Genomic DNA, 14,001 nt, shown 5'->3' on the forward strand with positions numbered 1-14,001 from the left:
TTCCTTCCCGCCCCCTATCGGGTGTCCTTCCAGCCCAGTTCGCGTGCGATCTTCGCGATCTCTGTCATGACGTGCGCGTTGTAGTCCACGCCGAGCTGGTTGGGTAGGGCGAAGAGCACGTAGTCGGCCTCGGTGATGGCCTCGTCGTCCATGAACTGGCGCGCCACCTCCTCCGGGGACCCCGAATAGGTGGGCCCGGAGCGGGCCACTGAGCCGTCGAGGTAGCCCACCGAGTCGCCGCGTTCGCGGCGGCCGAAGTAGAGCTCGTCCATGTCGGTGGTGATCGGGAATGCGCTGCGGGTCACCGCCGTCAAGCCGCCGGTGGTGTGGCCGCTGGCGGCGTACGCCTCCTTGTACTGGCGCAGTTGGTCGGCCTGCAGCACGTGGAAGGGCCGTCCGTCGTCCTCCAGCAGCAGCGTGGAGGACAGCAGGTTCATGCCCACCGAGGCGGTCCACAGGCCCGAGTCGATCGTTGCGGCGCCCCACCAGATCCTGTTTTCCAGGCCCGGGGAGATCGGGTTGATCGGCAGCAGTTCGTCCTGGTCATCGTGGTGTCCGCCCGGCACGGGGTGCGCGATGCCTTCCCCGGCAATGGCCCGGCGGAAGAGGGCGGTGCGTTCGCGCGTCTCGTTGGCCCAGCTGTTTCCCGGTTCCAGGTCGTAGCCGAACTGGTGCTGGCCGTCGCGCGCCGGCTCGGGTGACCCTCGGCTGACGCCCAACTGCAACCGCCCGCCGCTGATGGCATCGACGGCCCCGGCCTGCTCCGCCATGTAAAGGGGGTTTTCGTAGCGCATGTCGACGACCCCGGTGCCGACCTCCAGCGTGGTGGTCTTCGCGGCCATGGCGGCCATCAGCGGGAACGGCGTGGAGATCGAGTTGCCGAAGTGGTGCACCCGGAGCCACGCGCCGTCGAAGCCCGATTCCTCGGCGGCAACGGCCAGGTCGACCATCTGGCGCACGGCGTCGGCGCCCGTGGGCACCGGGGAGCTGCCGGAGCCGCCCGAATGGCCAAAGGTCAGAAATCCGATTTTCTTCACGATCCACCCTTCATGCATGCAAAACTATGTACTTTGCCTACAGCGCATCCGGGGCCGCAGGTATTCCCGCAGGTCCGCCGGGGCCCGCCGGACGGGCCGCGACATGCCCCCGCGGGCGCCGCCGGCCGCGCAAAAGTTTTTCAACCTTGCGGACGAGCGCGGCGTGTTTTGTGTAGTCTGAACATCTATTGGGGACCTATCGGCCCGCATGACAACCTGAGGGGAAACAATGACCAAGCTCGAACCGTCATACGCCGGTACGTGGCGTCTTGACCCGACGCACACGCGTATTGGATTCAGTGCGCGCCATGCCATGGTGACAAAGGTGCGGGGCGCCTTCAACGAGGTCGAGGGCACGATCAACGTCGACGTCCAGGACGTCTCAAAGTCCGGCGTCGACATCACGATCAAGGTGGCGAGCGTCGACACCCGCAACGAGGACCGCGACAAGCACCTGCGCACCAACGACTTCTTCGACGCGCCCACGTACCCGAACATCGTTTTCCGTTCGACCCGCATCGACCAGGTGGAAGAGAACAGCTTCATCGTCAACGGCGAGCTGACCATCAAGGAAACGACGCGCGAGATCGCCGTGCCGATCGAGTTCACCGGCGTCGAAACCGATCCCTACGGGAACCTGCGCGCCGGTTTCGAGGGAAGCCGCCGCATCGACCGCCGCGAGTACGGCGTGAACTGGAACCAGCTGCTCGACTCCGGCGGCGTTCTGGTTTCCGAGCGCGTGCTTCTCGAATTCGAGATCTCGGCCGTCAAGGAAGCCTGACTGCGCGACGCGTCGGTGGCGGGGGCACCGCCGCCGACGCGCCTTCGGGCACCCGGCATCCCGGACGTGATGCACAACCCACGGCGCACCGGTACCCGATTTGCACAAGTTTGAGAGAATGGGTTAGTGACTGTAACTGCCGATTCCCCAGTAAGCCCCGCGCCCTCCGGCGCCAAGCTCGAGCTGCCCCCGCTGCAGCTGGGCAAGCACACCGTGAAAACCCCGGTGATCCTTGCACCCATGGCGGGCATCACCAACAAGGCCTTCCGGCGCCTGTGCCGCGAGTACGGCGGCGGCGTCTACGTGACCGAGATGGTCACCTCGCGCGCCCTGGTGGAACGCAACCACGAGTCGATGCGCATCATCTCCCACGATCCGGACGAGGAACTGCGCTCGGTCCAGCTCTACGGCGTGGACCCCAAGACCGTCGGCGCCGCGGTGCGCATGATCGTCGAAGAAGACCGCGCCGACCACATCGACCTGAACTTCGGCTGCCCGGTGCCCAAGGTCACGCGCAAGGGCGGCGGCTCCGCCCTGCCCTGGAAGACCGACCTGTTCACCGCCATCATCAAGGCGGCGACCACCGAGGCCGCCCGCGGCGAGGTGCCGCTGACCATCAAGATGCGCAAGGGCATCAACGAGGAGCACCTCACCTACATCGAATCGGGCAAGATCGCCCGGGACCACGGCGTCGCCGCCGTGGCGCTGCACGGCCGTACGGCCAGCCAGTACTACTCGGGCAAGGCGGACTGGGACTCGATCGCGCGCCTGCGCGAATCCCTTCCCGACATGCCGGTGCTGGGCAACGGCGACATCTGGAGCGCCGAGGACGCCGTGGCCATGGTCCAGCAGACCGGAGTCGACGGAATCGTCGTCGGCCGCGGCTGCATGGGCCGCCCGTGGCTCTTCGGGGACCTGCAGGCCGCCTTCGACGGCACCGACACGCGCTTCCGGCCGGGCCTGGCCAAGGTCGCCGAGACCGTGTACCGCCACGCGGAGCTGCTCACCGAGTACTTCGAGGACGAGTTCAAGGGCCTGCGCGACATCCGCAAGCACATGGCCTGGTACTTCAAGGGCTACCCCGTCGGCGGGGACATCCGCTCGGCCCTGGCCCAGGTGCCCACCCTCGAGGTGCTGCGCGGGCTGCTGGACCAGCTGGACCTGGAGATGCCCTACCCGGGCAAGGACGCCGAGGGCCAGCGCGGCCGGGCCGGCTCGCCCAAGAAGACCCACCTGCCCGACGGCTGGCTCGAGACCCGCGAGCTCAACGACAAGCACAAGGCCATGATCTCGGCCGCCGAACTCGACATCTCCGGAGGCTAAGCCAGTCCATGTCGCAGATCCCCGGATACACGGCGGCGGACGAGGAACGCTGGGTTCCCGAACCGCCGAAGAAGGCCTACCGCACGGCGTTCGAACGCGACCGCGCGCGGGTGCTGCATTCCTCGGCGCTGCGCCGTCTGGGCGCCAAGACCCAGGTCGTGGCGCCGTCCTCGGACGACTTCGTGCGCACCAGGCTCACCCATTCGTTGGAGGTCGCACAGGTCGGCCGCGAGCTCGGCGCCACGCTGGGGTGCGACCCTGACGTCGTCGACACCGCCTGCCTGTCCCACGACCTGGGCCACCCGCCCTTCGGGCACAACGGCGAGACAGCGCTCAACGAGATGGCCCGGGAGATCGGCGGGTTCGAGGGCAACGCGCAGACCCTGCGCCTGCTGACCCGGATCGAGACAAAGACCTTCCGGCATAACGGCGCCTCCGCCGGGCTGAACCTGACCCGCGCCTCGCTCGACGCGGCCTGCAAATACCCGTGGCTGCGGGCCGATGCCCCGGAAAAGAACGGCAAGACCACCTCGAAGTTCGGCGTGTACGCGGACGACGCCCCCGTATTCGACTGGCTGCGGGCCGGTTCCGGCGCCGCACCGCGCCAGACCTGCATCGAAGCCCAGGTCATGGACCTTGCCGACGACATCTCCTACTCCGTGCACGACGTCGAGGACGCGATCAACGCCGGCCGCTTCCAGCTGCGCTGGATCAAGGACCCCGAGCAGCGCGCCAGGGTCATCAAGTTCACCCGCCAGTGGTACCTGCCGCAGGTGGAGGAGGACGTCATCGATGCCGCCATCGGGCGTCTGGAGGCGACCACCGAATGGGTGCCGCACACCGACGGTTCGCGCCGCTCCATGGCGGCGCTCAAGGACATGACAAGCCAATTCATCGGGCGCTTCTGCCAGTCCGCGATCGACGCCACCCGCCAGCAGTACGGCGACGGCGCGCTCACCCGCTTCAACGCGAAGCTGATCGTCCCCGAGGCCACCGAGCACGAGATCGCTGCCATGAAGGGCCTGGCGACCGCCTACGTGATGACAAGCGACGAGCGCAAGCCCATCTACGCGCGGCAGAGCGAGATCCTCACGGAACTCGTCACGCTGCTGCACGAGACGGGGGACAAGTACCTGGACCCGCTCTTCGCCGCCGACTGGCGCGAGGCCAGGGACGACGCGGACCGCCTGCGCACGGTGATCGACCAGGTGGCATCCCTCACCGACGCCTCGGCCATCGAATGGCACGCCACCCTGGTGGAAGGCAAGAGCTTCAACGAGCGGCTTTTCTGACCCCGGAGGTCCCGGCGCGCTGTGGCGGATTCCGCGGGATCCGGCCGCTGCGCACGGCGTCCGGCCGGGTGCCGGCGCGCCAGTCCACACCGCCGAGCCCGCTGGCGGCCGGACCCCTCGGCGGTCACTAGACTAGGGGTATGGCCGGCCTGATTAAACGTGAAGACATCGAAGAAGTTCGCAACCGTACTGACATCAAGGAAGTCATCGACGGGTATGTGACGCTGAAGTCTGCCGGCGTTGGCTCCTGGAAGGGCCTGTGCCCGTTCCACGACGAGCGTTCCCCCTCTTTCCACGTGCGCCCGCAGGTCGGCACGTTCCACTGCTTCGGCTGCGGCGAATCAGGCGACGTGATCGCCTTCATCCAGAAGATGGACCACAGCACCTTCTCCGAAACCGTCGAGACGCTCGCCGCGCGCGTCGGCATCGAACTGCACTACGAGGACGGCGGCTCGGGCCCGCGCCGCGAAGAGGTCGGCCGCCGCCAGCGACTGCTCGATGCACACAAGGTCGCCGAGGAATACTTCCGCGAACAGCTTGCCACCCCGGGGGCCGCGGCCGGCCAGGAGTTCCTCACCGGGCGCGGCTTCGACCAGGAGGCAGCCGCCCGGTTCGGTGTCGGCTATGCGCCCCAGGGCTGGGACGCCCTGCTCAAGCACCTGCACGGGCGCGGTTTCCAGGACGAGGAACTCAAGCTCACCGGGCTGTTCTCCGAGGGCAACCGGGGCATCTACGACCGTTTTCGCGGCCGCCTGATCTGGCCGATCCGCGACCTGTCGGGAGCCACCATTGGATTCGGCGCCCGCAAGCTGTACGAGGACGACCAGGGCCCGAAGTACCTCAACACCCCCGAAACCCAGCTCTACAAGAAATCCCAGGTGCTCTACGGCGTGGACCTCGCCAAGCGCGAGATCACCAAGGAACGCCAGATCGTGGTCGTCGAGGGCTACACCGACGTGATGGCCTGCCACCTGTCGGGCATCGGCACGGCGGTGGCCACCTGCGGCACCGCCTTCGGCGCCGACCACATCAAGATCGCACGCCGGCTGCTGCGCGACGACGGATCCGGCGGCGAGGTCGTGTTCACCTTCGACGGCGACGCGGCCGGCCAGAAGGCGGCACTTCGCGCCTTCGAGGAAGACCAGAAATTCATCGCCCAGACCTACGTCGCGGTAGAACCCACGGGCGCCGACCCGTGCGACCTGCGGCAGACGCGCGGCCCGGAAGCGGTGCGCGAACTTATCGATTCCAAGCGCCCGCTCTTCGAGTTCGCCATCAAGGCGGGCCTGAAGAAGTTCAACCTCAACACCGTGGAAGGCCGCGTCCAGGCACTGCGTGTCAGCGCGCCGATCGTCGCCGGGATCCGGGACGCGGCCATTCGGCCCGCGTATGCGCGCGAGCTCGCCGGGTGGCTCGGCATGGACGTCGAGGACGTCAACCGCTCGGTGGGCGCCGCCGTGCGCCGAAACAGGATGCCCAAGGCCGAAGCGACGCACGAGCACCATGTCGAGGCAGCCCCCGAGCAGCCCGCTGCGCAGGTCTTCACCAGGCCCGACCCGAGGGACCCGGTATCGCGCATGGAACGAGAGGCGCTCGAGGTGGTGCTGCAGCAGCCAGCGCAGTTGACCCCCGAGCAATGGCAGGCCTTCTACGACGCACGTTTCATGGCCCCCGCCCATGCCGCGGTCCACGACGGGGTGCGTGCCGCGGGCCTTTCCGGCGCGACTCCCGCCCAGTGGGTCGAGGCGATCCGCCAGGAAGTACCGGAACCGCTGCGCTCCTTCGTTTCCGAGCTGGCCGTCACGCCGCTTCCGGCCAGCAGCAACGAGGCATTGCTGCGCTACTGCAACGACATCATCAACAGGCTTTTTGAACTCCAGATCACCCACCTCAAGGCGGAAAAGATGGGGGAGCTCCAGCGCATGGATCCGGCCGGCGATCCAGAGGGGTTCCAGCGGATCAACCGCGAGCTGCTCGAGCTGGAATTGCGCCGCAGGGCCCTGCGCCAGGAGTGATCCGGGCGGGGAAGCCCCGATTTTTGTTTTCACGCAAACGTGTGTAGACTATTTCTCGTTGCATTCCTCCGTAGCTCAATTGGCAGAGCATTCGACTGTTAATCGAAGGGTTACTGGTTCAAGTCCAGTCGGAGGAGCTCAAATAAAGAATCCGTATTCTCATTCGTGGGAATACGGATTCTTTTTTCATTAAAGGGTCGGTGCCCGACACCATGGCCGACCCGCCCCGGCAAACCTAAAATGGCGCCATGGAATGGTTGGCGGCGTACGACTACGTCATGGCCCGGGAGATCCTGCAGCGCGGCGTCGCGTTGGTCTACCTGGTTGCCTTCATTTCCACGCTGAACCAGTTTCGTGCACTCCTGGGCGAGCGCGGATTGCTGCCCGCACCCCGGTTGCTCGGCGGGCCCGGCGCGCGAGGCCCCTCGCTGTTCAGCATGATCGGGTACTCGGACCGGAAGCTGGCTGTCGTGTGCACCGTCGGGATCGCCGTTTCGGTGGTCCTGGCAGCTGGGATTCCCCAGGCCGGACCCCCGTGGCTGCCACTGGCCGCCTTCCTGCTGCTGTGGGGCCTGTACATGTCGATAGTGAACATCGGCCAGGTCTTTTACGGATTCGGCTGGGAAATGCTGCTGCTGGAGGCGGGGTTCACCGTGGGGCTGCTCGGCTCCCGCGAGGTCCCTCCGCCGCACACGATCCTGCTGTTGGTCGCCTGGCTGGTGTTCCGGTTGGAATTCGGTGCCGGCATGATCAAGTGGCGCGGGGACCCCGCCTGGCGAAACCTTACGGCCATGTTTTACCACCACCAGTCGCAACCGATGCCGGGGCCTCTCAGTCGGCGGGCGCACCTTGCCCCGAAGTGGTGGCACCGCTGCGAGGCGGCGGGCAACCACGTGGCCCAACTCGCTGTACCGTTCCTGCTCTTTGTTCCCCAGCCCCTGGCCTCGATCGCAGCCGGCACCATCATCGCCACCCAGTTGTGGCTGGTGGCCACCGGCAACTTCGCCTGGCTTAACTGGCTCACCATCATCCTGGCCTGCGGACGGATCAGCGACCCGGCGCTGCGCAGGATCCTTCCTGCGCTTCCGGCAGAAACCGGTCCGCGGGCCGAAGCGCCCATCTGGTGGACGGTCCTCACGCTTGCGGCGACGCTGATGCTGGTGGTGCTCTCCGTCCCGGCGCTGCGCAACCTGTTCTCCTCCCGCCAGCTGATGAACGCCTCCTTCAACCGGTGGCAGCTGGGCAACGCCTACGGGGCCTTCGGTTCGGTGACCCGGGAACGGATCGAGGTGGTCATCGAGGGTACCGAGGACGGGTCCCCGGATTCCGCGACGTGGTGCGAGTACGGGTTCAAGGGCAAACCGGGGGAGCCGACCCGGCGGCCGCGCCAGTTCGCGCCCTACCACCTGCGCCTGGACTGGATGATGTGGTTCCTGCCGCTGAACGGGTTGCACCAGCGCTGGTTCCACGCCCTGCTGGCCAAGCTGCTGCAGGCGGACGCCGCAACGCTCAAGCTGCTGGACCGGGATCCCTTTGCCGGCCGGCGTCCGAGCTTCGTCAGGGTGCTTGCCTACCGCTACCGCTTCGCGACGGCGGCCCAGCGGCGGGACACTGGGGAATATTGGGTGCGCGACGAGAGGGTCGTGGTGTTCGGGCCCCTCGCGCTGACCTGAGACGAGCGCAATGGACCCGGCCGGGCCGGGTGCCAGCCGCCCGGGAGACCAACCACACGCCACGGGCGCGTCATGCCCGCCGCAGGGCGATCCGGCATGGGGCCGGGGGTCAGTAGGATGGGAACGTGGCTCATATCGACGTATCCGACATCCAGTACTTCCTCTCCGACGGCACGCAGCTGCTTGGCGGCGTGACCTTCAAGGTCACTGCGGGGTCCAAGACCGCGCTTATCGGACCCAACGGCGCCGGCAAGACGACGCTCTTCAAGATCATTGCCGGGGACCTGAAGGCAGACGAAGGGGCGGTCAGCCGTTCCGGAAGCATGGGCATCATGCGCCAGTTCGTCGGCCAGGTCCGCGACGAATCAACGGTCCGCGACCTCCTGGTGTCCACCGCTTCGGCCGACCTCGCAGCGGCGGCGAAGGCCGTGGACGAGACCGAGGCGTTGATGCTGGAATCGGACGACGAGAAGGTCCAGATGCGCTACGCCCAGGCCATCATCGACTGGGGGGACGCCGGCGGCTACGAGCTGGAAACCGCCTGGGACAAGGTCTGCATGGCTGCCCTGGGCATCCCCTTCGACAGGGCGCAGTACCGGCTTGCCTCGACCCTCTCGGGCGGCGAGCAGAAGCGACTGGTGCTCGAGGCGCTCTTCGAGGGCCCGGACGAGCTCCTGCTGCTCGACGAACCCGACAACTACCTGGATGTCCCGGGCAAGCGGTGGCTCGAGGCAACGCTCAACGAGTCGCCCAAGACCGTGTTCTTCATCAGCCACGACCGCGAGCTGCTGAACAACGCGGCAACTCGCATCGTCACCCTGGAGCCGGGGCTCTCCGGAGCCACCGCCTGGATCCACGGCGGGGCCTTCGGGTCCTATGTCGATGCCCGCCGTGAACGCAACGAGCGCTTCGAGGAACTGCGCAAGCGCTGGGACGAGGAACATGCCAAGCTCAAGGAGCTTGTGAACATGTACAAGAACAAGGCGGCATTCCGCTCGGACATGGCCAACCGCTACCAAGCCGCCCAGACGCGCCTTGCCAAGTTCCTGGAGGTGGGCCCGCCCCAGGCCATCCCGCTGGAACAGAACGTGAACATGCGGCTCAAGGGCGGCCGCACGGCCAAACGCGCGGTCGTTGCGGAGAAGCTCGAGCTCACGGGCCTGATGAAGCCGTTCAGCAACGAGATCTGGTTCGGTGACCGCGTGGCGATCCTCGGCTCCAACGGGTCGGGCAAGTCGCACTTCCTGCGCTTGCTTGCAGCCGGTGGCACCGACCCGGAGCGCGAGCACCTGCCGGTCTCGGACTTCGAGATCGCCCCCGTACCGCACACCGGCACCGTGAAGCTCGGGGCACGCATCCGCCCCGGGTTCTTCGCCCAGACCCACAGCCGCCCGGACCTGTTCGGTCGCACGCTGCTAGACATCCTGCACCGCGGCGACGAACACCGCTCGGGCCTGGCCCGCGAAGCGGCCTCCGGCGCGTTGGACAACTACGGGCTGGCCGGGCAGGCCGAGCAGAAGTACGATTCCCTCTCCGGCGGCCAGCAGGCCCGGTTCCAGATCCTGCTCCTGCAGCTCTCCGGAGCCACGTTGCTGCTGCTCGACGAGCCCACCGACAACCTCGACCTGCACTCGGGGGAGGCGCTGGAACGGGCCATCGACGCCTTCGAGGGAACGGTCCTCGCCGTGACCCACGACCGCTGGTTCGCCAAGTCCTTCGACCGCTTCCTGGTCTTCGGTTCCGACGGCAAGGTCTACGAGTCAGTCGACCCCGTGTGGGACGAAAAGCGCGTCGACAGGGCCCGCTGAGGCACGCACCCCGCGCACCGCCCCGCCCGCCGGACCCACCACCGAAAGCAAGACCACTGTGAAATTGATTATCGACGCGCGCTTCACCCGGACCACGCACCACGACGGCATCAGCCGATTCACCTCGTGCCTGATCGAGGAAACGGCAAAGATCGCGGACGTCACGATGCTCATCAACGACCCCGCCCAGCTGAAACTGCTGCCGGATGTGCCCCATGTGCTTGTCAACTCACCGTTGTCCCCGCTTGAGCCGTTCGTTGCGCTCAAGGTCAACAAGCTCAAGCCGGACGTGGTGTTCTCCCCGATGCAGACCATGGGCAGCCTGGGCCGGAAGTACGGGCTCATCCTGACCCTGCACGACCTGATCTACTATGCACACCCCAAAGCCCCGGGCTTCCTGCCGCTTCCGGTGCGCATCGGCTGGTACCTCTTCCACCAGGTGTACTGGCCGCAGCGCTTCCTGCTCAACCGCCCCGACGCGGTGGCCACCGTCAGCCAGACGACCAAGGACCTCATCAAGAAGCACCGGCTCTCCCGCAAACCGGTGGAGATCGTCTCCAACGCACCGGCCCCCGGTGCCGTGCCGCGCGACGCATCGCTGGCGCCGGAGCCGACGCTCCTCTACATGGGCTCGTTCATGCCGTACAAGAACGTCGAGACGCTGATCCGGGCCATGGAATACCTGCCTGACTTCTCCCTGCACCTGCTGAGCAACATCGCCCCGCAGCGCGAGGCCGAGCTCGCGGCGCTGGTCCCTGAGGGCAGCACCGTGGTCTTCCACCACGGCGTCACCGACGAGGAATACCAGGAGCTGCTCAAGCGCACGACGGCACTGGTGTCGCTGTCGAGGGCCGAGGGCTACGGGCTGCCCCTGGTCGAGGCGATGAGCGTCGGAACGCCTGTGGTTGCCACGGACATGCCCATCTTCCGCGAAGTCGGTGCAGACGCCGTCTCCTACGTCGACCCCGCGAACCCGGGAGATTTTGCCGCCGCAGTCAAGGCACTGGCGGAACCTGCGGCATGGAAGGCGGCATCCGCCGCAGCCTTGGAACGCGCAGGAAGCTATTCGTGGGAGACGTCGGCCCGACAGCTGCTGGAACTGGCCGAAGCGGTGGCCAAGCAACGGCAGTAGCCCGCAACACGTCGGGGTCGATCGGCCGGAGTGATCTTCGGCATGCCGCCATGTCGTGAATCACAGCACGCCACGTGCCGATTTTCCCCGAAATCCCGGTGAAGTCGGCGGGGGTGGGTCCCGTTTTTGCATTGCCCGGGAACTCTGATATTGTTTTACCTGCTTCCTTCCTCCGTAGCTCAATTGGCAGAGCATTCGACTGTTAATCGAAGGGTTACTGGTTCAAGTCCAGTCGGAGGAGCGCAACTAAGAAATCCCCGTCCTCGTTCGCGAGGACGGGGATTTCTTGTGTCCGGGCCAACTCATACCCTGGGTGTACATCTTGAGGTTGAGTGGTTTGGGAACGTCCGAGTGATAGTTTGGTTTGAGTTGGCCAGGCCATGGCCACGCGAAATGGAGACACCATGTCTGGAACGGAATCGACAGGTACGCAGGGGTCGTACTCGTCCACGCCACGAACCATCAAGGGGCAGGTCGACGGACTGCGACACCTGATTCCAAGCCAGCTGGCTGACGAGGCGCGCATCGCCGCGACCGTCCTCAAGTCAAAGGGCATCCATGTCGGCGTCGCCGCAGGCGCCGGTATCGTCGCGCTTGCGCTGCTGGGCTTCATGGTCATCGCCCTGGTGGTGGCCCTCATCATGGGACTTGGCACCGTGATGGCACCGTGGCTTGCAGCACTGGTCGTCGCCGCGGGGTTCCTGGTGCTGGCACTGATCCTTGTGGGCTTTGCCGTGTGGAGGGTCAAGAGCACCATGCCGTTGACCCCCGACGCCGCCATCCGCGGCTTCCGCCACGACTTCGGCGTCATCAAGGACGGCAGCAGCTTCGACGTCTCGACCCTGGACGAGCCGTTGAACAAGAAGGCCGACGACCACGAAGCCGACGACGCGACGTCCGCCGAGAAGAAGCCGAAGGCCGCAAAGCCCACGCTCGACGAACTGATCATCCGCACCCGCGAGCGCCGCGAGCAGATCGCCTTGCACCGCGACGGGCTGGGACGGAAGCTCGAGGGGCCGATCCAGGTCGGCGAAAAGATTTCCGATGCCACCCACGCCGCCGGCGACGGCATCACCAAGGCAGCGGCCCAGGCACGCCACTTTGCCAGCACCGCCACGGAGAAGTTGAACGACGGCGTCGAAGCCGCGACAGGGAAACTTGCCGAGTTCAGCGGGCTCGAGGGCGAAAACGCCAAGGAAGCCCTGCGTGAGCGCTGGCAGCCCCTGGCCGTCATGGCCGGGTCGATGGCCATGTTCTTCGTTTTCCTGCGCAAGCTTCTGCGCAAGTAGGCACATGACGCGGATCCCACGGCCGGACCGAGGGGCACCGCGGTTGGGAAACCAACCAAACACCAAAATCTAGGCGGTGGCCGCAAGGACGGCGAACCGGCACCGGACAGCAACGAAGGGGGAGACAATGCGCATCATCGGAGCGGGTACACGAGACAACTTCGAGTACCGCGAACTCACCACCTTCTGGACTGTCCCGAACATCATCACCGTGCTGCGCTTCCTGCTCGTCCCGCTCTTCGTCTGGCAGACAGCCACGCTGCACTACGGCTGGGCGACGCTGACCCTCGTGCTCCTCGGAAGCAGCGACTGGATCGACGGGTACGCGGCGCGGAAGCTCGACCAGATTTCCACGGTCGGGAAGTGGCTGGACCCCGTCGCGGACCGGGTGGCACTCATCGTCATCGCCAGCACCTTTGTGGCGACGAAGATCGCACCCGCCTGGCTCGTTTTCGCCATCGTGATCCCCGACATCATCCTGATCATCAACGCCCTGGTGCTCTTCAGGGGAAGCCCCAACCTGCCGGTGAGCAACCTGGGCAAGATCCGCACGGCGCTCCTGCTCGCGGGCACCCCGCTGCTGCTGCTGGGCAACACCAACTGGGGCACCAGCACCATCCTCGGACACATCTCGACGTGGATCCTGGCCCTTGCCTGCGTGCTCCACGTTGTTGCGGCGGTGGGCTACTTCATCCAAGCCCGGCGAAAGGCCACGGCGCTGAAGAGTGGAACCGAATGGTCTGGCTAGCGGTTTTCGCGGCCCTCGCCGGGGCGTTCTTCCTGGCGATCGGCACCCAGCGCCAGTCCAGTGCTGTCCGGGCCAGTGCCGGCGGCCTCAACGTCAACGGCCTGGGCCTGCTGCGCCTGTTCAGGACCCCGCGCTGGGTCTTCGGCCTGGTGCTGCTCGGGGTCGGCATGAGCCTGAACGTGTACGCCCTGGCAAGCGCTCCGCTCACGGTCGTCCAGCCGATCGGGGCCATCGCCCTGGTGATCACGACCGTGGTGAACTCGCGCGAGCACGACATCAAGCTGAACCGCCCGACGATCCTGGCGATCATCGCGTGCATGGTCGGAAGCATCGGCTTCGTCCTGCTGGCCATCCAGGTCACGGGCGAGGAACACCAGATCACCCGGCCACAGGAAATGGTCACGCTCGTGCTGCTGGCAGTGGTCGTGGCGTTCTTCGGCGGCGTCGTGGCACTGATGCCGCACCGGGCCAACGCCTTCTTCTACATCCTCGGCGCCGGTGTGCTCTTCGGCTTTGTGGCCGTCCTGGTGCGCACGATCTCCGTGTCCCTGTTGTACCCCAACGGGTTGTTCCTGGCGAACGTATCCTGGTACTCCGTTGTCGGCGTGACGGTGGCCGGGCTGCTCGGCTCGTACTTTGTGCAGAACGCCTACTCGAAGGGCCCGCCGGATTTGGTGATCGCCGGGTTGACGGTCATCGACCCCATGGTCGGGATCGGGATCGGGATCGGCATCTTTGGCGAGCTGGATCCCAACGTCCAACCCGCGGTGGCCCTGGGCATGGTCGGTTTCGGGTGTATCGCGGTCATCGGCGTGATACTCCTGTCACGGCACCACCCCGACGTGCTGGACCGTAAGATCGAGGCCAAGCGCCGCATGAAGACTTCCGAAAGAAACTAGTTCT

Annotated in this window: 11 protein-coding genes and 2 tRNA genes; 12 read left to right on the plus strand and 1 reads right to left on the minus strand. The window is 66.3% G+C overall.

Features of this window, described 5'->3' with window-relative positions; genetic code table 11:
• Window positions 1-14: 14 nt before the first annotated feature.
• Entirely contained in the window at window positions 15-1,040 is a 1,026-nt protein-coding gene (locus ACSYDW_RS10920) for an LLM class flavin-dependent oxidoreductase (RefSeq protein WP_438338868.1), read from the minus strand.
• 226 nt (window positions 1,041-1,266) lie between these two features.
• Between ACSYDW_RS10920 and ACSYDW_RS10925 the strand changes: the two genes are divergently transcribed.
• From ACSYDW_RS10925 to ACSYDW_RS10980, 12 genes are all read left to right on the plus strand, one after another.
• Window positions 1,267-1,818 (plus strand): YceI family protein, encoded by a 552-nt coding sequence (locus ACSYDW_RS10925; RefSeq protein ID WP_438338765.1) that lies wholly within the window; start codon window positions 1,267-1,269, stop codon window positions 1,816-1,818.
• 126 nt (window positions 1,819-1,944) lie between these two features.
• Window positions 1,945-3,141 carry a tRNA dihydrouridine synthase DusB gene (gene dusB, locus ACSYDW_RS10930; RefSeq protein ID WP_438338766.1) on the plus strand — a complete coding sequence of 399 codons (1,197 nt, stop codon included), beginning with the start codon at window positions 1,945-1,947 and terminating at the stop codon, window positions 3,139-3,141.
• Between the two features lie 8 nt (window positions 3,142-3,149).
• Entirely contained in the window at window positions 3,150-4,433 is a 1,284-nt protein-coding gene (locus tag ACSYDW_RS10935; protein ID WP_438338767.1) for a deoxyguanosinetriphosphate triphosphohydrolase, read from the plus strand.
• Window positions 4,434-4,573: 140 nt separating this feature from the next.
• The gene (gene dnaG / locus ACSYDW_RS10940) at window positions 4,574-6,448 is read left to right on the plus strand and encodes a DNA primase (RefSeq protein ID WP_438338768.1); all 1,875 of its coding nucleotides are present in this window, start codon (window positions 4,574-4,576) and stop codon (window positions 6,446-6,448) included.
• Between the two features lie 64 nt (window positions 6,449-6,512).
• Window positions 6,513-6,585: transfer RNA gene (locus tag ACSYDW_RS10945), tRNA-Asn, on the plus strand.
• 111 nt (window positions 6,586-6,696) lie between these two features.
• Window positions 6,697-8,121, plus strand: coding sequence for a lipase maturation factor family protein (locus tag ACSYDW_RS10950; protein WP_438338769.1), 1,425 nt, complete (start codon window positions 6,697-6,699; stop codon window positions 8,119-8,121).
• Window positions 8,122-8,246: 125 nt separating this feature from the next.
• Window positions 8,247-9,929, plus strand: a complete 1,683-nt coding sequence (locus ACSYDW_RS10955; protein ID WP_438338770.1) for an ABC-F family ATP-binding cassette domain-containing protein — start codon at window positions 8,247-8,249, stop codon at window positions 9,927-9,929.
• Between the two features lie 58 nt (window positions 9,930-9,987).
• Window positions 9,988-11,061, plus strand: a complete 1,074-nt coding sequence (locus tag ACSYDW_RS10960; protein WP_438338771.1) for a glycosyltransferase family 4 protein — start codon at window positions 9,988-9,990, stop codon at window positions 11,059-11,061.
• Window positions 11,062-11,229: 168 nt separating this feature from the next.
• Window positions 11,230-11,302 (plus strand) — tRNA-Asn (locus tag ACSYDW_RS10965).
• Between the two features lie 163 nt (window positions 11,303-11,465).
• On the plus strand, window positions 11,466-12,350 hold the full coding sequence (locus ACSYDW_RS10970; RefSeq protein WP_438338772.1) for a phage holin family protein: 885 nt from the start codon (window positions 11,466-11,468) through the stop codon (window positions 12,348-12,350).
• Between the two features lie 127 nt (window positions 12,351-12,477).
• Window positions 12,478-13,098: a CDP-alcohol phosphatidyltransferase family protein gene (locus tag ACSYDW_RS10975; RefSeq protein WP_438338773.1), complete on the plus strand. Its 621-nt coding sequence runs from the start codon at window positions 12,478-12,480 to the stop codon at window positions 13,096-13,098.
• Window positions 13,086-13,997 carry a DMT family transporter gene (locus tag ACSYDW_RS10980; RefSeq protein WP_438338774.1) on the plus strand — a complete coding sequence of 304 codons (912 nt, stop codon included), beginning with the start codon at window positions 13,086-13,088 and terminating at the stop codon, window positions 13,995-13,997. Before ACSYDW_RS10975 ends, ACSYDW_RS10980 begins: the two co-directional genes overlap by 13 nt.
• Window positions 13,998-14,001 lie beyond the last annotated feature (4 nt).

Source organism: Paeniglutamicibacter selenitireducens (assembly GCF_051550675.1).
Taxonomy (GTDB): Bacteria; Actinomycetota; Actinomycetes; order Actinomycetales; family Micrococcaceae; genus Paeniglutamicibacter.